Annotated in this window: 12 protein-coding genes; 6 read left to right on the top strand and 6 right to left on the bottom strand. The window is 72.1% G+C overall.

The window, feature by feature from the left end; translation table 11 throughout:
- The first annotated feature begins 40 nt into the window (after nucleotides 1-40).
- The gene (locus VFZ20_RS15365) at nucleotides 41-220 is read left to right on the top strand and encodes a hypothetical protein (protein ID WP_329684788.1); all 180 of its coding nucleotides are present in this window, start codon (nucleotides 41-43) and stop codon (nucleotides 218-220) included.
- Between the two features lie 53 nt (nucleotides 221-273).
- Nucleotides 274-864 carry a hypothetical protein gene (locus VFZ20_RS15360; RefSeq protein ID WP_329684787.1) on the top strand — a complete coding sequence of 197 codons (591 nt, stop codon included), beginning with the start codon at nucleotides 274-276 and terminating at the stop codon, nucleotides 862-864.
- Between the two features lie 7 nt (nucleotides 865-871).
- Here the strand turns inward: VFZ20_RS15360 and VFZ20_RS15355 are convergent, their stop codons facing one another.
- The 5 genes from VFZ20_RS15355 to dtd all read right to left on the bottom strand — a co-directional run bounded on the left by VFZ20_RS15355 (nucleotide 872) and on the right by dtd (nucleotide 5,038).
- The gene (locus tag VFZ20_RS15355) at nucleotides 872-1,609 is read right to left on the bottom strand and encodes a class I SAM-dependent methyltransferase (RefSeq protein ID WP_329684786.1); all 738 of its coding nucleotides are present in this window, start codon (nucleotides 1,607-1,609) and stop codon (nucleotides 872-874) included.
- Between the two features lie 5 nt (nucleotides 1,610-1,614).
- Complete coding sequence (glpK, locus tag VFZ20_RS15350; RefSeq protein ID WP_329684785.1) at nucleotides 1,615-3,105, bottom strand: glycerol kinase GlpK; 1,491 nt, start codon at nucleotides 3,103-3,105, stop codon at nucleotides 1,615-1,617.
- A 257-nt stretch (nucleotides 3,106-3,362) separates the two neighbouring features.
- Nucleotides 3,363-3,812, bottom strand: a complete 450-nt coding sequence (gene tnpA, locus VFZ20_RS15345; RefSeq protein ID WP_329684784.1) for an IS200/IS605 family transposase — start codon at nucleotides 3,810-3,812, stop codon at nucleotides 3,363-3,365.
- Between the two features lie 162 nt (nucleotides 3,813-3,974).
- Nucleotides 3,975-4,592, bottom strand: a complete 618-nt coding sequence (locus VFZ20_RS15340; protein ID WP_329684783.1) for a Maf family protein — start codon at nucleotides 4,590-4,592, stop codon at nucleotides 3,975-3,977.
- Between the two features lie 8 nt (nucleotides 4,593-4,600).
- On the bottom strand, nucleotides 4,601-5,038 hold the full coding sequence (gene dtd / locus VFZ20_RS15335) for a D-aminoacyl-tRNA deacylase (RefSeq protein ID WP_329684782.1): 438 nt from the start codon (nucleotides 5,036-5,038) through the stop codon (nucleotides 4,601-4,603).
- 497 nt (nucleotides 5,039-5,535) lie between these two features.
- Here dtd and VFZ20_RS15330 point away from each other — a divergent pair, with 497 nt between their 5' ends.
- The 4 genes from VFZ20_RS15330 (at nucleotide 5,536) to VFZ20_RS15315 (ending at nucleotide 16,901) form a co-directional block, all read left to right on the top strand.
- Complete coding sequence (locus VFZ20_RS15330) at nucleotides 5,536-7,593, top strand: vWA domain-containing protein (RefSeq protein ID WP_329684781.1); 2,058 nt, start codon at nucleotides 5,536-5,538, stop codon at nucleotides 7,591-7,593.
- Between the two features lie 288 nt (nucleotides 7,594-7,881).
- Entirely contained in the window at nucleotides 7,882-11,226 is a 3,345-nt protein-coding gene (locus VFZ20_RS15325; RefSeq protein ID WP_329684780.1) for a tubulin-like doman-containing protein, read from the top strand.
- A 4-nt stretch (nucleotides 11,227-11,230) separates the two neighbouring features.
- Nucleotides 11,231-13,051, top strand: a complete 1,821-nt coding sequence (locus VFZ20_RS15320) for a hypothetical protein (protein ID WP_329684779.1) — start codon at nucleotides 11,231-11,233, stop codon at nucleotides 13,049-13,051.
- Between the two features lie 10 nt (nucleotides 13,052-13,061).
- Complete coding sequence (locus VFZ20_RS15315; RefSeq protein WP_329684778.1) at nucleotides 13,062-16,901, top strand: hypothetical protein; 3,840 nt, start codon at nucleotides 13,062-13,064, stop codon at nucleotides 16,899-16,901.
- Nucleotides 16,902-16,979: 78 nt separating this feature from the next.
- Here VFZ20_RS15315 and VFZ20_RS15310 read toward each other — a convergent pair whose 3' ends face one another.
- Nucleotides 16,980-17,336, bottom strand: a complete 357-nt coding sequence (locus VFZ20_RS15310) for a hypothetical protein (RefSeq protein ID WP_329684777.1) — start codon at nucleotides 17,334-17,336, stop codon at nucleotides 16,980-16,982.
- Nucleotides 17,337-17,607: the final 271 nt, after the last annotated feature.

The raw sequence follows: 17,607 nt of genomic DNA, 5'->3' as shown, positions 1-17,607 counted from the left end.
CGTTCGTCAGCAACGTGCACTTGGAAACGGAGACCTTCCCATGCCTGCCAAGAAGAAACTGCCGTGGCGTGCCATCGTAACGAGCTCGGAAGAACAGGTTGGCCGGATCAACCGCCAGGAGGCGCGAAAGATCTTCCAGGAGCTGAGGGAGCTGCGGGAAGCACGAAAAGCCCTCGCGCGACAGCGAGCGAGGTCGGGGGGCGTGGACCGGGAGCCGTGACGAGCAGCCGACGCTGGCGCCCTCGCAGGAGGGGCTACGCGCGGAGCGTCTTTGTGAACTGCCCGTTCGACGACGAGTATCAGCCCCTGTTCCGGGCGCTCGTGTTCACGATTCACCAGTGCGGACTTTGGGCTCGGTGCGCTCTGGAGGGTGAGGACAGCGGGGAGGAGCGCATCCGCAAGATCAAGCGGATCATCCGCGAGTGCCGCTACGGCATCCACGACATCTCCCGGGTGGAATTGGACGGGGCACACCAGCTGCCGCGCTTCAACATGCCGCTGGAGCTGGGCTTGTTCCTGGGTGCGCAGGAGTTCGGGGACGACGAGCAGGCACGAAAGCAGTCGCTGGTACTGGACGCGGAGCGATACCGCTATCAGAAGTTCTGCTCCGATATCGCCGGACAGGACATCCGTGCGCACGAGGGCGATCCCGCAAAGCTCATCGCCGCGGTGCGGGCAATGCTCTCGACGGCCCTGGACGGAGAAGGGCGTATCCCCGGCCCTTCCGCGATCCACAAACGGCTCGCTGAGTTCGATGCCGATCTTCCCGCCGCGAGCCGCCAGATGCATGTAGGTGTGGCCGAGCTCGAGTTCGCGGAGTTCCGCTTTCTCATGGAGGAGTGGCTCACGGCCAACCCGCTGTGATCCAGGGCTACTCCGCCACGGCGTAGGCCATGTTGCCGTTCACGGAGTACGAGAGCGGGCGACGCAGAGCCCCGCGCAGCACCGCCTCGAGGGCGGCCGCCGCGCGGGGCTCTGCCGTTTCGCCCTGGCGGTGCAGAAAGCGCAGGTAGCGATCGCCCAGCCGGCCGTTCTCCACGAGCGACGTGAGGAAGAGCGCGCCGTCCGGCAGCAGCAGCGACTCCAGGCTGGCCGCCAGCGGACCCGCGTCCGCGAACAGGTGGAGCATGCCCATGCTCATCACCGTGCGAAATGCGCCGGGGCGAAAGGGCAGGTCCAGCAGGTCCGCCTGGAGAAGGACGACCTGCGGCGGCAGCCGCTTTCCGCCGCCCAGCAGGCGCTCGCGGGCGCGGCGCAGCATTCCCAGCGACTGGTCCAGCACCACGATGGGGCGCGTGGGCGCGGCGAGGTACGCGTCCGCCGTCAGCAGCAGCGTACCACATCCGGCGTCCAGGAACCACCCGCCGGACGCGGACTCCACCGCCCGCCGCGCGAACCGCCGGTAGTCCGCCGGCGACGATCCCCACGCGATCCGGTTGTACAGCCGGCTGCCGATCATCCGGTCGTACGCTCGCGCGCGGCCGTCGTACGCGTGGCCGGCCGTACCCTCCGGCAGCACGGAGAACAGCCCGTCGTCCAGCTGACGGAGCGGTCGCTCGTCGGCGAGGACGTCGCCGATCCACTTCGCCGCCTCTGAATTGGAGGCCACGGCGGCTACTCCGCGTACGCGGCCCAGGCGCGCGCGCCGGCGACGGCACGGCGCCAGCCGGCGAGCAGGGACGCGCGCGCGGCGTCGTCCGCGGCGGGTTGGAAGACGGTCTCGTCCGGTCGCGCGGCGTGGAACTCCTCCGGCGACGCCCAGAAGCCCGTCGCGAGCCCCGCGAGGCCGGCCGCGCCGCGCGCTGTCATCTCCACCATGGAGGGCCGGCGGACGGGCACGCCCAGCACGTCTGCCTGGAACTGCATCATCCAGTCGTTGGCCGTGGCGCCGCCGTCCACGCGCAGCTCGGGAAGGCGCACCCCGGCATCGCCCTCCATGGCCTGCGCCACGTCGTGCGTGCCGTACGCCATGGCCTCCAGCGCCGCGCGGGCCAGGTGGGCGCGCCCCGTCCCCCGCGTAAGGCCCACGATCGTCCCCCGCGCCTCGGGCACCCAGTGCGGCGCGCCCAGCCCCGTGAAGGCGGGGACCAGGTACACGCCGTCGTTGCTTTCCAGCGAGCGCGCCAGGAACTCCGTCTCGGCCGCGTTCTCCACCAGGCGCAGGGCGTCGCGCAGCCACTGCACGGCCGCCCCGGCGATGAAGATGCTCCCCTCCAGCGCGAACGCCCGCTCGCCGCGGGGACCGCACGCGGCCGTCGTCAGCAGGCCGTGGCGCGACTCCACGGGCTGGTCACCCGTGTGGACGAGCAAAAAGGCGCCCGTTCCGTACGTGTTCTTCCCTTCCCCCGGCGCCCAGCAACCGTGGCCGTAGAGCGCCGCCTGCTGGTCGCCCGCGATGCCGGCCACGGGCACCTCGGCCTCGAACGCGGCGCCGGCCGTCGTCCCGTAGACCTCCGACGAGGCGCGCACCTCCGGCAGCACGGCCGCGGGGACGCCGAACAGGTCCAGCATGGCCGGGTCCCAGGTGCCCGCGCGCAGGTCGTACAGCAGCGTGCGCGACGCGTTCGTGGGGTCCGTCAGGTGCAGCCGGCCGCCCGTAAGGCGCCAGACGAGCCACGTGTCGATGGTGCCCGCGGCCAGCTCGCCGGCCTCGGCGCGGCGGCGCGCGCCGGGTACGTGGTCCAGCAGCCACGCCAGCTTGGTGGCGCTGAAGTACGGGTCGATGACGAGCCCCGTGCGCCGGCGGACGTCCGGCTCGTGGCCGGCGTCCTTGAGAGCGCGGCAGGCGTCGGCTGTGCGGCCGTCCTGCCACACGAGGGCGCGGTGGATGGGGCGGCCCGTGCGCCGGTTCCAGACGACGATGGTCTCGCGCTGGTTGGTGATGCCGATTCCCGTGAGCCCGTCCAGGCCCGTGCCCGCGTGCGCGGCGGCCACGCGGGCCACGCGGCGGGTCACGTCCCAGATCTCCTCCGCGTCGTGCTCCACCCAGCCGGGACGGGGAAAGTGCTGCGTGAATTCGCTGTACGCGCGCCCCCGCACCGCGCCGTCCCGGTCGATGACCAGGCAGGTGACGCCGGTGGTGCCTTCGTCGATGGCGAGGATCATGGATTCGCGGCAGGTGGGACGTGGATCGGCCGATCGTGCGGACGCGGACATCCTACGGCGAGGCGGGGCGCGTGGCTATGGGGGTGGGATGGAAGGCAGATTCGGGGCACGGGGCAAGATGGAAGGGATCACGGCTGCCCCCCAGCCCCGGCGATTGAAATCGCGGCACCGAAAACGTGATGTCGGCCTTCGCCGACGGGTCGAGCGCGGGCGAGTGCCGTGAGCGAGGCTGGGGTTCAGGCAGCCGGAGGTAGGGATCAACCCTGTGGCGAGGCAACTGCCGGGGATGGATCTTCCGTCATCGTACGCTCCAGGGTGGCGTTGAGGCGACCCGTCCGGTGATGCTCCTCCTGCCGATGCACGTAGCGGCGCACCATCGGCACGTCGCGCTCGGCCACGGAGAACGCACCGTACGCTCCCTGCCACTTGAAAAAGGCGCCCGGCGCGATCTGGTCATTCACCAGGCGCGACGAGACGCCCTTCATCTGCTTGAGCAGATCCGAGATGGATACGGACGGCGGATACTTCAGAAGCACGTGAACGTGATCCTCGATTCCGCCGATGGCGATCGCCTGTGCGCCGAGCCGATGCGCTTCGCCCTGGATGCACTGGTACAGGCGCGGCCGCATCTCCCGCGTGATCAACGGCAGGCGATCCCACGTGGCCCACACGAGGTGTACGAACAGACGGACAAACGGTTCGCGCATCGCACCCTCCCATGCTCGAATCCACCTGTGGACACCACGCGAATCACGCACGGGACCCGCCCTGCCCCGACCTGTCGGCGAAGGCCGACATCACGTTTTCGGAGCCGCGACTTCAGTCGCCGGGGCTGGGGGCCGGCCTGCTTGCCTCTTCGCCGTCCTCCCCTACCCCGCCCGCTCCAGCGTGCCGAAGCCGTAGCGCCAGCCGAAGCGCTCGATGAGCTCCAGCATGCGCACGACGGGCAGACCCATCACGGAGAAGTAGTCCCCGTCGATGCCCTCCACCAACGCGCTGCCAAAGCCCTGGATGCCGTACGCGCCCGCCTTGTCCATGGGCTCGCCCGTGTCCACGTACTGCTCGGCCGCGCGCGCGTCCAGCGTGCGAAAGCGCACCCGCACGCGCTCCAGCGCGCTCTCCACGCGCCCCTTGTGCGCCACGGCCACGCCCGTGCACACCTCGTGTTCGCGGCCGGAAAGGCGCGTGAGCATCTCGATGGCATGCGCGCGGTCGCGGGGCTTGCCCAGCACCTCGCCGTCGATCACCACGATGGTGTCGCTGCCGATCACCAGCGCCTCCCGCCGATCCGCGGCGATCTTGAGCGACTTTTCACGCGCAAGGCGCTCGGCGTGCTGCGGCGGCGTCTCGCCGTGCAGGTAGCTTTCGTCGATGTCGGCGGGCACGGTCTCGAACTCCAGGCCCAGCCGGCCGATGAGCTCGGCGCGGCGGGGGGACTGCGAGGCCAGCACCAGGCGCGGCGGCATCTGCGGATCGGAAATCGACATCGGAAGAATCAGCGTTCCAGGATCAGGGTGACGGGGCCCTCGTTCAGCAGCTCCACGTCCATCATCGCGCCAAACTCGCCCGTCTGCACGGGGCGGCCGGTGGCGCGCAGCATCTGCAGAAAGCGCTCGTACAGCGGGATGGCCACCTCCGGCCGCGCGGCCTCGATGAAGCTGGGGCGCCGTCCCTTGCGCGTGTCGCCGTACAGCGTGAACTGCGACACGACGAGCAGCCCGCCGTCGACGTCCTCGACGGAGCGGTTCATCTTGCCCTCGTCGTCGGGAAAGATGCGCAGGCCCACGACCTTGTCGGCCATCCAGGCCAGCGCCTCGTCCGTGTCGCCGTCCGTGAAGCCCGTGAGCAGCAGCAGCCCGCGGCCGATCTCGCCCGTGACACGTCCGTCCACCGTCACCTTCGCGCGGGAGACGCGCTGGAGGACGATGCGCATCAGCGCGCCCCTCCCGGGACCGCCACCAGGGACGGCGGAGTCGGGCGGACGGCGGGATCGGGCAGGGACCTGGTGTCGTCGCGCATCGTCTGGATCGGCTCGCGTGCTCAGGGCGATTTGAGCGGGAAGATACACGCGGGCGGGGCGGCGGCAAACGGGGGCCCTCACCCGCTCGCTGTCGCTCGCACCCTCTCCCGCAAACTGCGCGGGAGAGGGTATATACTTCGAACAGGGCGCGGTGCGCGACGCGGAGACCGTGCGTGCACGCGATTCTCCCCCCTCCCCGTCGGGCCACCGCGGGCGCGGCAGACCGCCAGCCGGGGTGCACGAACGGTGGTTTTCCGTCCTCCGCGCCTGAAACCCGCCCCTGTCTCCATCCGTTTCTTCCGCGGCGGGCGCGCCTTTCCCTTGGCGCGCGCGGGGGCTAACGTTAGGGCCGCAGTGCTCGCCCGCCGCAGTCCCGCATCCACCCTCCAATTCCGAGCCTTTCCGCGCCCATGCAGCTTCGCCGAGTGGTCTGGGCCGTCCTCGCCCTGCTGCTGACGTGGGTCCGCGTGGCGGACGCGCAGACGCGCACGGTGGTGATCGTCTACGACGACTCGGGCAGCATGGGCAACCCGCAGGCGCCCAACGCCCGCTGGCGCGACGCCAACTACGCCCTGCAGACCCTTACCGGCCTGCTGTCGCCCCGCGACGCGCTCACGGTGGTGCGCATGAGCGCGCCCACGCAGCCGAAACCCGTCGACCTGCGCGACCAGGCGGGGCAGATCACCGCCATCCGCACGGCGCCACATCGCGGGCAGGAAACGCCGTACGCGGCCGTGGAGACGGCCATGCGCGTGCTGGAGCAGGCCGCCGACCGCGAGGCGCAGTCCGGCGGGCCGGCCTCGGAAAAGTGGCTGATCATCGTCACGGACGGCGAGTTCAGCCACGCGGACTCGGCCACGGTGCAGGGCGTGCAGCAGGACATCCGCCAGTTCGTGCAGCGCACGGGCACGCGGACGGCCATCTTTCTCCTCGCCGGCGTGCAGTCCACCGCGGCGGACCTGTGGGTCTCCGACGGCCAGGCGCGGCGCTACGAGGCGCCCGACCGCTCGCAGATCGTGGAGCAGATGCGGCGCATCGCGGCCGACATCACCTCGCGCAGCGACACGCCGCCGCCCATCCGCTACGACGGCGCCACCGTCACCCTCACGACGGAGTTCCCCCTGCGCCGCGTGACCGTCCTGCAGCACGGGCGCGATCCCGGAGCGCTGGCCGTGCTGCGCGGCGCGCGCGTGGAGCGCAGCGACCTGGCCCTTCCGGCGGCGCTGGAGCTGGGGATGCCGGCGCGTTCGGGGAGCCCCGTCTACGGGCGCATCCACCACCTGGGGGGGACCGGCGCCATCCCGGCCGGGACGGTGACCCTCACGTTCGACCGCCCCGTGGACGCGTCCACCGTGCAGGTGCTGCCGGAGGTGGACGCGCGGCTGGCCGTCTGGCTGGCGGACGCCGCCGGCCGTCCCCTGCCCGGCCCCGTGCCCACGGTCTGCGCCGGCGAGCCGTTCCTCGTCCGCGGGACGCTGCTTTCGCCGCGCGGCGACACGCTGCTGGGCCGCGTGCGCGCGGGCGGGCCCTTCCGCATGGAGGCGGCCTACTCGGGCCGCACGCTGCCCATGAACTCTGCCCGGGGCGGCGTCTTCCAGGCGTCCGCCCCCGCCGCGCTGGGCGACGGCACGCTCTCCGTCTCGGCCGAGTATCCCGGCTACTTCCACTACCGTTCGCCGATCCTGACCCTGCGCGGCCAGGAGTGCCGCCCGCGCGCCCTGGGCTGGCGCGGGACGGCGCCGTGGTCCGCCAAGGTGACGGAGCTGGACGAGGCGCCGCCCATCGACGTCGTCCCCACGGTGGACGGCGCGGCGGTGCCCGCGGCGGAGCTGGACCGCTGGACGCTGCGGCGCATCGACGGCGGCAAGCTTCCCATCGACATCACGCGCACGGCGGAGGGCTGGCGCCTGCGTCCGCACACGCGCTGGGGCCTGGCCTGCTGCACGCCGACGGGCGACATCCGGGTCGAGCTGGAGGCCAAGTCGCCCAACCCGCGCGAGGCGGCCATCCGCCGCACCCTCCAGCTGCGGGTGGAGGACGTGGGCTTCTGGGCCAAGTGTGGATGGCTGGTGATGCTCGTGCTCGCCATCGTCCTGCTGGCGACGTACATCTTCCTGCTGCTGCGCAAGCGGCGGTTCAGCCGGGGGAGCGAGATCGTGTACGAGCGCATCACGCCGCTGGCGCGCGGCCGGCCGCAGACGGAGGCGCTGCCTGGAAAGAGCTGGCTCGTGCGGATGCTGCTGCCCACGCCGGCGGAGCGCACGACAGTGGTGGAGGTGACGTTCGAGGCCGGCACGCGCCGCGGCCACATCGTCATCCCGCCCGCGGCGCAGACGGAGCAGATGTACGTGGCCGGCGAGCGCATCGAGGATCCAGGCCGCCGCCCCGTGCGCCTGGCCCAGGGCGACGCGCTGGAGATTCGGCGCGACGGCGGCCGGCGCGACGTCTACACGTACCAGGTGCACTGAGCGATCCTACGCTTCGTGCACGGGACGGAAAAAGACGGGCTCACACGGCACTTCGTGAGCGGCACTGCGTGAACGGTGAAAAGCGGTTGACCCGTGCCCAGCTCCTTCTCGTTCCACCGGTACAGGGGTGGCCCGTGCCCGGACCAACCGTTCACGAAGTGCCGTTCACGCAGTGCCGTGTGAGATGCAGTTGCCGTTTACCCGGTGAGAGTTTTCCGCACGCCCAGGATGACGCGCGCGGTGATGCATAACGGGGTCCCCGCACCCCTCTCAAGGAGACGCTCCCAAATGGCAGAAGTACCGACCCTGCTGATCGGCCTGGGCGGCATCGGCTCCCGCGTGGTGGACACGGTGTACGGGTGGATCCCGCCCGAGCGCCGCCAGCACGTGGCCGCGCACGCGTTCGACACCAACGTCAACGACATCGGCAAGCTGCGGAACCTGCAGGGCATGGTCACGCAGACGAGCGAGCGCTGGACGGTGGGCCAGTACCTGCACCGCGCCGACCCGCTCGTGAAGGAGTGGTTTCCCTGGGAGCAGCCCGAGCTGCAGCGCAAGCTGCTCACGGAAGGCGCCGGGCAGATTCGCGCCGTGAGCCGCCTGGGCTACCGCGCGGCCATGGAGACGGGGCACCTGCACGGGCTGGAGCGGCAGATCGCCACCATCTTCCGCGCGCGGGGCGAGGAGCAGATCAACAGCGTGCGGGTGATGATCATCAGCTCGCTGGCGGGCGGCACGGGCGCGGGCATCTTCCTGCAGACGGCCATGTACCTGCGCGAGCTGTTCGAGGTGAGCTTCGGACGCAGCAACGTGCTCGTCCGCGGCGCGTTCGTGCTCCCCGACACGCTCATCAAGTCGCGCGTGCTGGACGAGAACGAGTGGGACAACGTGCGCGCCAACGGCTACGCCAGCCTCAAGGAGCTCAACGCCATCACGCTCAACGCGGCCGGCGTGCACTCCCAGGTCACCATCGAAATGGAGTACCGCCCAGGACAGACGGACGCCTACGGGCGGCAGAGCCTGGCCATCACCCCGCGCCAGCTGCCGTACGACTTCGTCTTTTTGTACGACTTCGAGAACACGCGCGGCGAGAACCTGGGCCACTTTGGCCACTACGCGGACCAGGTGGCGCAGACGGTCTACCTGCAGCTGTTCACGCCCATCGCGGCGGGCAACTTCAGCCAGGAAGACAACCAGATCCTGGGATTGATCGGCAACCAGGGGCGCAGCCGGTACTGCGGCGCCGGCGTGGCGCGGCTGCTGTACCCGTACACGGACGTGGTGGAGTACGCGGCCCTGCGCTGGGCCACGGACGCCCTGAGCGACCAGTGGCTCAAGCTGGACGGGCAGTTCGAGGCGGAGTACCGCCAGTACGAGCGCGACCTGCAGGGCGGCGTGGCGCGGGAAGAGCCCAGGCTGGCCGCGCGCTACACCTGGCTGCTGGACAACCTGGCCTCGGGCGACCGGCCCGACCCGTTCTTCCAGGAAATCTTCCGCAGCACGCGCATCCTGGACGAGAAGGGGCGGCCCACGGACCCCAAGGCGGGGCTGTTCCTTGCCGCCGTGGAGGCGGAGATCGAGCGCGTGCTGCGCGAGGACCAGACGCTGGCACAGGCCGAGGCGGACTGCCGCATCGACGAGGGGCGCCTGGGCGACAAGGACCGCGTGCGCCACGAGGTCATCCGCGTGGAAGAGGCGCTGCTCACGTACCAGCAGCACGTCACGCGGGCCGTGAACGAGTACAAGGTGTTCCTGCTCAACCAGGTGCTGCTGCAGGACTGCGATACGCCCAACGGCATGCAGGGGCAGGACTACCGCATCAACACGTGGATGCTGGGCAAGCCCGAGCCCCTGCACCCCGTGGCCGCGCGCTACGTGCTCTACCAGCTGTCCATCGCCCTGGACGAGCGGGTCCGCGCGCTGACGGCAGAGAACGAGCAGCTGCTGACGAGCATCCGCCGCTACGAGCAGACGTTCGACCTCCCCGAGACGGAGGGCCAGGTGGAGACGGCGGAAGACCGCGTGCGCCGCGCCCTGGAGCAGCCGTTCTACAAGGCCGTCATCCGCAACGAGTTCCGCGAGCTGCGCGACGAGTACCTGGACAAGTCGCAGCGCCAGCTTCGCTCGCTCAGCCGCTACAAGCTGGACCGGCTGAAGGAGCTGGTCTTCGCGGCGCTGCAGAAGGGCATCCGCGAGATGCTGGACGAGTGGGAGCGCTACTTCCGCAACCTGCGCGAGACCCGCAACCACCTGCTGGACGAGCTGAACCAGCGGGGCGTGGAGCACGAGCGCGCGGGCGATCCCACCAGCCAGTTCGTCCTGGCGGGCAGGGCGCAGAAGGAGCAGCTGTGGGACGGCATCCGCATGGGCCTCGTGAGCCGCGCCATGCCGGTGGAGATCGCCCGGCAGATCTACCTGGGCCACTACCGCCGCTACTGCGAGCGCTCGCGGGGCGGGCGCGTGGCCGAGCTGCGGCCGGAGCGCACGGAGCAGCTGTTCCGCGACGACGTGCTGGCGTGGTGCCGCAACGAGGTGACCAAGCAGGACGCCCTGCAGCTCAACGTGGTCCGCGCGCTGCGCAAGGAGGCGGAGCTGGCGGGGATGGACGACGCGGCGCCGCACGTGGCCAGCCGCATCGGGCAGATGACCAACCTGGCGCGCCCGTGGGTCCCCGAGGTGTCGAATTCCGCCGAGATCCACTTCTGGGGGATGCACCCGGACGCCACGCAGGAGCTGGGCGGCGGGGAACGGAACGAGCTGTTCGGCTCGCAGCTGCTGGACGACCCGGCGTTCAGCCCGTACCAGGTGGTGCGCTACCGGGCACACTACGGGCTCAAGGTGGAGGACTTCCCGAAGTTCTCGTCCGGAGACCCGGCCGTGTCGCTGCCGTCGGGCGCGTACTTTCGCGCGTACGACGACCGCATCCAGCGGCTCAACACCGTGGGCAACACCGTCACGCCGCACCTGGACAAGCGCTGGCACCTGCCGGCCTTCATGCCGGACCTGAACCCGCGCAAGGTACAGGAGGACGAGGAACGCATCGACCGGGCGTGGCTGCTGGGGCTCATCCACGGCTTTCTGCGCGTGGTCGAGCGCGACATGCAGCCCGTGTGGGAGTTCTCGCGCGAGGGCAAGCTCAGCCCCGTCGTCACGCGGGGGGCGCCCACGCCGGGCCGGCTGTACGCCCTGCACGACGCCCTGCATCACAATCCCGCCATCGTGCAGCACACGGTGGAGCGGGCCGAGGCGGAGCAGGAGCAGGACCGCGCGCGCAGCCCGCAGGACATCGGCCCGCACCGCTTCGTCACGGGATGCCTCAAGCCGCCGGCGCTGGGCGGGGCGACCAACGTCTTCGACCTGGTCTGCCGCTACGGCGAGGGCGCGGCGGCCAACCCGGAGCTGGAGCGCGAGCAGGAGGAAACGCTGGGGCTGCTGCTGAACGAGATCGAGGCGTACTTCATCCGCTTTCACGGCCCGCAGCAGGGCCGGACGGCGCGCGAGGGGGCGGCGGCGTTCATCGAGCGGCTGGCGGCCGAGGCGCCCACGTACGCCAGCGCGGACCGTGACGGCTATCACTTCCAGCACTGGTCGTCCATCGTCCAGGCCAAGCTGGGACAGCTGCGCGGCCAGTAGGCGGATGAAGACGTTCCTCGTCGACCTGCACGGGGGGCTGGCCCGGCTGCGGCCCGCCGGCCCCCTGCTGTACCCGTACCGCGCGGACGGCACGCTGGAGGTGATGCTGGAGGCGGGCCGCCGCGAGCCGCGCGAACTGGCGGAAGCCATCCGCGCATCACTGCTGCGCGACTGGCAGCCCCGCGTGCAGCTCATCTTTCTCGTCGACCTGGCGAACGGCGGATTGACGGAGCCCATCGGCCGGCTGCGGGCGGAGCTGGTGGGCACGCTGGCGGCGCGGGGCATCCAGCCGGCGCGGACCATCGTCGTGGCGCTGGACGCCCTGCAGCGCGAGGCCGACACGGGCATCCCCGAGGAGCCGGCGGCCCGCGCGGCGTGGGAGCGGGACGCGCGCGCCTTCCACGCGGAGGGCGCGCCGGCGCTGCGGGACGTGCTCGTCCTCCGTTTTCCCCTGCGCCGCGCGCCAGAACCCGTCTTTCAGCAGCACCTGGTGCAGCTCGTCTACCTCGTGGCGGCGCTGGTGGAGCTGGAGGAGGGAACGGAGGTGCGGCGCGAGCGGCTGTACACGGTGGATTCCGTGGCCCTGGACGCGGGCGAGGTGCGCGCGTGGATGGCGGACTACGCGCGGTGCCTGGACCACGCGCGGCGGGGGGTGGAGCAGGCCCTGGCGCACCCCGAGCCCGTGGAGCTGGCGCTCATCAAGGACGCGGACTGCGGCTGCTCGCGGGTGCTGGAGACGCTGGAGATCGGCCAGAAGACCTACGGCGCCCTCCGCGAGTCCGACGACGTGGCGGGGTGGCGCCTGTGGTGGCAGGACACGGGGCGCCGGCTGGAGGCCCATGCCCGCGCGGGCGAGGAGGTGGTGCACGGCTGCATGCGCGACTGGCGCGGCCGCGACTTCGAGACGACGACGCGCATGGTGCCGTCCATCGTCGACACGGCGGCGGAGCTGCGCGAGCGGTTGTTCGCCACGCGGCGCGCCCTGGCGAAGGAGACGCAGCCGCGGCGCGAAACGCCGGACTGGGAGACGGAGATGCTGCGGCTTACGCCGCGGGTGCACGCGGCCATCGAGGCGCGCCCGCGGCCGCAGGCGTTCTGGGTGTTCACGGCCGCCTTTTTCGTCCTGCTGACGCTGCCCCTGCTGCTGGCCATGGGGCGCGGGACGGCGGGGCGCGTGGACACGGCCGTGCTCGTCCTGGTGGGCGGCGCGGGCGCCGCGTGGTGGGTGCTGCGGAGGCTGGGCGAGCGCCTGCACGACGAGACGCACCTGGCGCAGGAGCGCGGCCGCGAGATCAGCAAGGAGACGCACCTGCAGGTGGACCGCCGCAAGCGCCACCTGTCCGCGCTGTGCGCCGTGGAGGTCGCGCGGCGCAACGACGCCGTGGCGCAGGAGGCCGCCCGCGCGTACGGAGAGCGCAGCCGGCTGCTCAAGCACCACCAGCGCGAGCTGGCGCAGCACCGCGAGCGCGCCGTGCGCGTGGCGCAGGCCGCCGCCCTGGGCGCGCCAGCGGACGGGTCGAGCTCCGTGAATCCGTCCGCCTCCGCCGGATCCGCTTCGATGGACGCGGACGAGGCGCCGCCCCCGCCGGCGGCGTTGCAGGTGGACCAGCCGCCGCACCTGAACGCCGTCTACGCGCCGGCCCTGTGCGCCGGCATCCCCCGCGACCGGCCGTACGAGGTGCGGGTGCGCTCGGGGGCGCTGGTCATCCGCCGCGCGTCGGCCCGGCTGCGCGGGCTGCAGTACGTGCTGCTGGGCGACGACATCCTCTACCGTCCCGTGCGGGGCACGCCCGCGGGCGGCCCCCCGGCGGACGCCCCGGCTTGATCCGCCGCCCATGATCTGGTCCCTCCTCGGCACCCTCGCCGGCCTCGGGTTCATCCTGTGGGCGCTGGCCAACGCCAACCGCCCGCGCGCCGTTCGCCACCGGCAGGCGTGGGCGCCCGTCCTGGCCTTTCTCGTCACGGCCGTGCTCGTCTACGCGCTGCTGCGCGTGGGCGGCCCGCTGGGGCGCGAGTGGGCGCGGTGGACGGGCGAGGCGGACCGGCTGCTGGCCCGGTCCGGCATCCGCATCCGCGCCGGCGCGGCCATCTCGCTGGCCGTGAACCTGTTCATCCTCTCCGCCTGGCTCGTCCTCAAGCGCGTCGTCAACACGGTGCTGGCGCTGCTGGAGCGGTGGATGCGCGGCTTTGGCGTCTTTCCCGCGTACGACGAGCATCCCGAGCAGGGCGTGGTGCTCAAGGCGGAGTGGATCTACCCCGGCATGCTCTTTCGCGCGGCGGGGTGGACGGCCGGCGTGGGCTTCCTGGTGCTGACGGTGATCTCGGCGCTGGTGACGGACATCCCCTTCATCGCCCTGCCGCACCTGCCGGCCCTCGCCACCATCCTGCTGCTGGAGACGGGGTGGTACCTGGGGGGCCAGCTGCCGGTGGAAGAGGCCGGCGGCGTGCGGGGCCACGGCGTGCTGCGCCGGGGCACGGGCGACTACACCGCGCTGTGGGAGGAGTACCAGCGCGTGTGGCCGGACCACGTGCTGGCCGCGTCGTCCGCCGTGCGGCTGGCGCCCACGCCCGCCGCGGCCATCGCGCGCCCCCGCCTGCCGGACGAGGGGGACGAGACGCAGCAGGCCGTCACGGGCGCGTGGCACGACCTGGTGGCCGCCGGGCATCCCCTGAGCGACGCGCACTACCACGTGCTGGACCAGCTGTGGCGCGGCCGCGACGTGCTGCTGACGGAGGCGGACTACGCCGGCACGGGCCCCGTGCTCTTCGCCTTCATGCAGCGGGTGCTGGTGGACGGCCACACGGTGCTGGTCCTGCTCCCCTCCGGCCGCCGCGCGGACCCCGCCGCCTGCGACGAGGTGGAGGCGTGGATCCGCGACGGGCTGCACGGCGCGTCGGGCGGCGGCACGGCGTGGAGCCTGGCCCGCTTCGACGCGTACCAGCAGCGCAGCGCCGTGCCGGACGTGCTGATCGCCGCGCCGGAGGAATTGCTGGGACGCGGCGTGACGCAGGAGCCGTGGTTCACGCGGCTGCACGCCGTCGTGCTGCTGGAGGGCGCGCGGACGGTGTTCGAGGCGCCCCTGCGCACGGACGCCCTGATGCGCGTCCTTCGCCACCGGCGGCCCGGGCTGCAGCAGGTAGTGCTCAGCGGCGATCGCGCGGCGCTGGAGTCGTCCCTGCGCGACAACTTGGCCGGCAACCCCGGCGAGCACCGTCCCCCGCGCCCGGCACCGGAGAGCGCGTTCGCCGTCGTGTGGAGCCTGGAGTCGCTCCCGGCGGGGCGGGACGGGCGCTTCCAGGACCGCGTCCTCCTCGGTTCCGCGGGCGCGGACCTGGGGGCGGAGATGGTGCTGGCCCTCCCCGCGTGGCGCGACCAGGTGCTGCCCCTGTACGTGGTGGACCAGGAGGGGCTGCCCTGGGCGGAGTACGTGGAGGAGCTGGAGAACCACCGCGCGGGGCTGATGAACCCCGTCCCCGCGAGCGCGCTGGCGGGCTCGGCGCACGAGACGGTGCGCGTCCCCGCCCTGCCCCACCTGCTGCCGCGCCGCGAGCGCGCGTTCGTCCTGGCGCGCGACCGCGACCACAACCTGGTGACGGCCCTGCGCACCTGGCTGCCGCTGGGGACGGAGAGCGCGTTCGTGCACGTGGTCGCGCCGCCGTACCTGCTGCGCGACTACCTGGCCGCCAACCTGGAGTACTTCGCCCAGGCGCCGCTGCTGGCCCTGGCGCCCCGCATCGCGGACAGCCGCCTGGTCGTCGCGCTCACGCTGCTGGAGCGGCTAACGACGGGCGCGCTCACGGAGCACGAGGTGCTGCGCGAGCTGCGGGCCGTGCTTCCCGGCGCGGCGCACGTGGAAGAGGCCATGGCGCGGCTGTTCCGCGACGTGCTCGGCATCGACCCGGTGGAGCTCAACCTGCTGGACGTGCGCAAGCGGACGCGCTACGACGAGGGGCAGGACGCGTTCGTGGACGAGCTGGCGTACCGCCTGTCGCCCGGCATCCGCGAGTACGAGGCGCTGGCGTGGCTGCGGCGCTTCCGCATCGTGGACCGGGGCGAGCACGAGCTGGGGTGGATCGAGCAGGACCGGCTGTACCAGTCGTACCTGCCCGGCCAGGTGCACGCCTTCCAGGGCAAGCCCTTCCGCGTGGAGTGGGTGGACGCCGACAGCGGCATCGTGTGGGTGGACCACGACACGGCGGGCGAGTACGCCGTCTACCGCCCCGTGCGCCGCGTGGACCTCACGGCCGTACGCGCCTCGGAGCAGCGCGCGCACCAGGAGCGCCGCGTCACGGGCGGATGGGCGATCGAGGCGGCCCTCTGCCGCGGCGCCTACCGCGTGCGGACGAGCGGGTACTACGCGTTCACGGGGGACGTGCGGCTGGCGGACGGCGCGGGCGACTTCACGGAGCTGGGCCCGGACCAGGTGCCGGAGCGCGGCTACGCGGACGGGCGGATGCTGCGCCTGCGCTTCACCCCCCTGGGCCCGCTGAACGCCAGGGGACGCGACCGCTTGGCGGACACGCTGGCCGTGCTCTTCCAGGAGGCGTTCCGCACGCTCTTTCCCGAGACGCATCCCTTCCTGCTGGCGTGCGCGCCCGGCTCGGCGGATCGCTGGGCGGGCACCCCGCTCCGCGCGCTGATGCCGCTGCTGGGGGCCGATCCCGATCCGCCTGTGGCCGAAGCGGTGCCAGACGGGCAGACGCGGGGCGCGCCCATCGTCCTCTACTTCCTGGAGGACGCGCACGCGCCACTGGGCCTCGTCCTCTCCCTCTTTGACCGGCGGGCGGACGTGCTGGCGCTGCTGGAGGACCACTTGGCCTGGGTGGTGGAGGACGAGGGGCGCACGGAGGAGAGCTGGCGCCGCCCGAAGCTGGAGCGCGACCGCTACCTGCGCTTTGGCGGCGAGACGCCGCTGGCGGGGCTGGACCTGCCCAACGCGCATGCCGTGCTGCACTCGCTGCTGCAGGGCCGCAACCCGCGGCGGGACGAGCGGCGGGCGTTCTTCCGCGGAGAGCGCGGGGGGATGGACGCGGGCGCCCAGGGCACGCGCCAGTGCGACTTCTGCGGGCGGATGATGCCGGACGCGGATTTCGAGCGCCTGGACGACGGCCGCGAGCGCTGCGCCGACTGCCGGCGGACGGCGGTGGACTCGGTGGATGCGCTCAAGCGCGTGTTCAAGGAGGGCCGGCAGTTCCTCGTGCAGCACCTGGGCGAGAAGATTCGCCGCGACGTGGACGTGGAGTTCGCCAGCGCCGCGCAGGTAATGGAGGCCGCCGGCAAGCCGTTCATGCCGACCAAGGAGTTCGACATCCGCTCGATGGGCATCGCGCGGCGGGACGGCAACGACTTCGCCGTGCTGGTGGAGAACGGCCAGCCGTACCACACCACTCTGGCGGTGATCGTCCACGAGCTTACGCACATCTGGCAGTTCACCTACCTGGACTACGAGCGGATGCAGCAGGAGCACGGCCTGCTGCTCACGGAGGGCCACGCGCAGTGGGCGGCGCTCACGTGCCTGCGCCGCCGCGGCCTGGCGCCGGAGTGGGTGGACGCGGAGGAGCGCCGCGACGACGAGTACGGCCACGGCTATCGGCTGATCCAGGAGTACGAGCGCCGCCACGCGCACCTGGGCGACGTGTTCGACATCCTGCTGCACCTGTACCCGGCGAAGTAGGAGGGGCATCCCGCGGCAGGCGGGGCGCCCCCCTCCCCGACCCTCCCCCACAAACTGCGTGGGGGGAGGGAGTTTTTTCTACCGCGACGCCGCCTCCGGGAGCGGGAACGTGGGCACGGGGCCGGTGCCGCCCTCCGTCGTCCGCACGTCGGTGACGACGCCGTCGCGAAACCAGATGCTCGCCGTGCGCGAGCGAAAGGGCGGCGCGCCGGGAACGAGCCGCGCGTACACCCACAGCTCGCGTCCGTCCGCCGTCGGCTCGCGCGCATCCGGCTCGCCGTTGGCCGTCGCGACTGCCGCCGCCGTCTCGCCGAGCGCCGGCACCGCGATGTCGCGCATCAGGTTGGGCGAAAGCGCGATCGGCGGCTCGTGCGCGCAGGCGCCGCCCGCGAGAAGCAGCGCCGCCGCGAGCACCTTGATTCGTCGTCTCATCATCCCTCGTCGGTGAAAGTCCGTGCAACCGACGATTGGAAGCCGCCCCCGCCCGCCGCGTTGCCTGGGGACTTGTCTTCCTGAGTGGCCCCTCACGGACTCGTCCGCGCAGGATGCACGTGGCCCCGAAGGATCTCGCCTGCCCCGCACGCCCCCCGCGCCGCGACGGATGCCGGTCCGCGTCGTTCACGGCGTGTGGCAGGCGCCAGGCACGGGAGAGCGAGATCCTTCGGTAGGCGCCAGGGATCGTGCGCGGTCGGGATCGCGCGGCGCC

The sequence above is a fragment of the Longimicrobium sp. genome (assembly GCF_036280135.1).
GTDB lineage: Bacteria > Gemmatimonadota > Gemmatimonadetes > Longimicrobiales > Longimicrobiaceae > Longimicrobium.
This window is presented reverse-complemented; position numbering and strand designations above follow the sequence as displayed.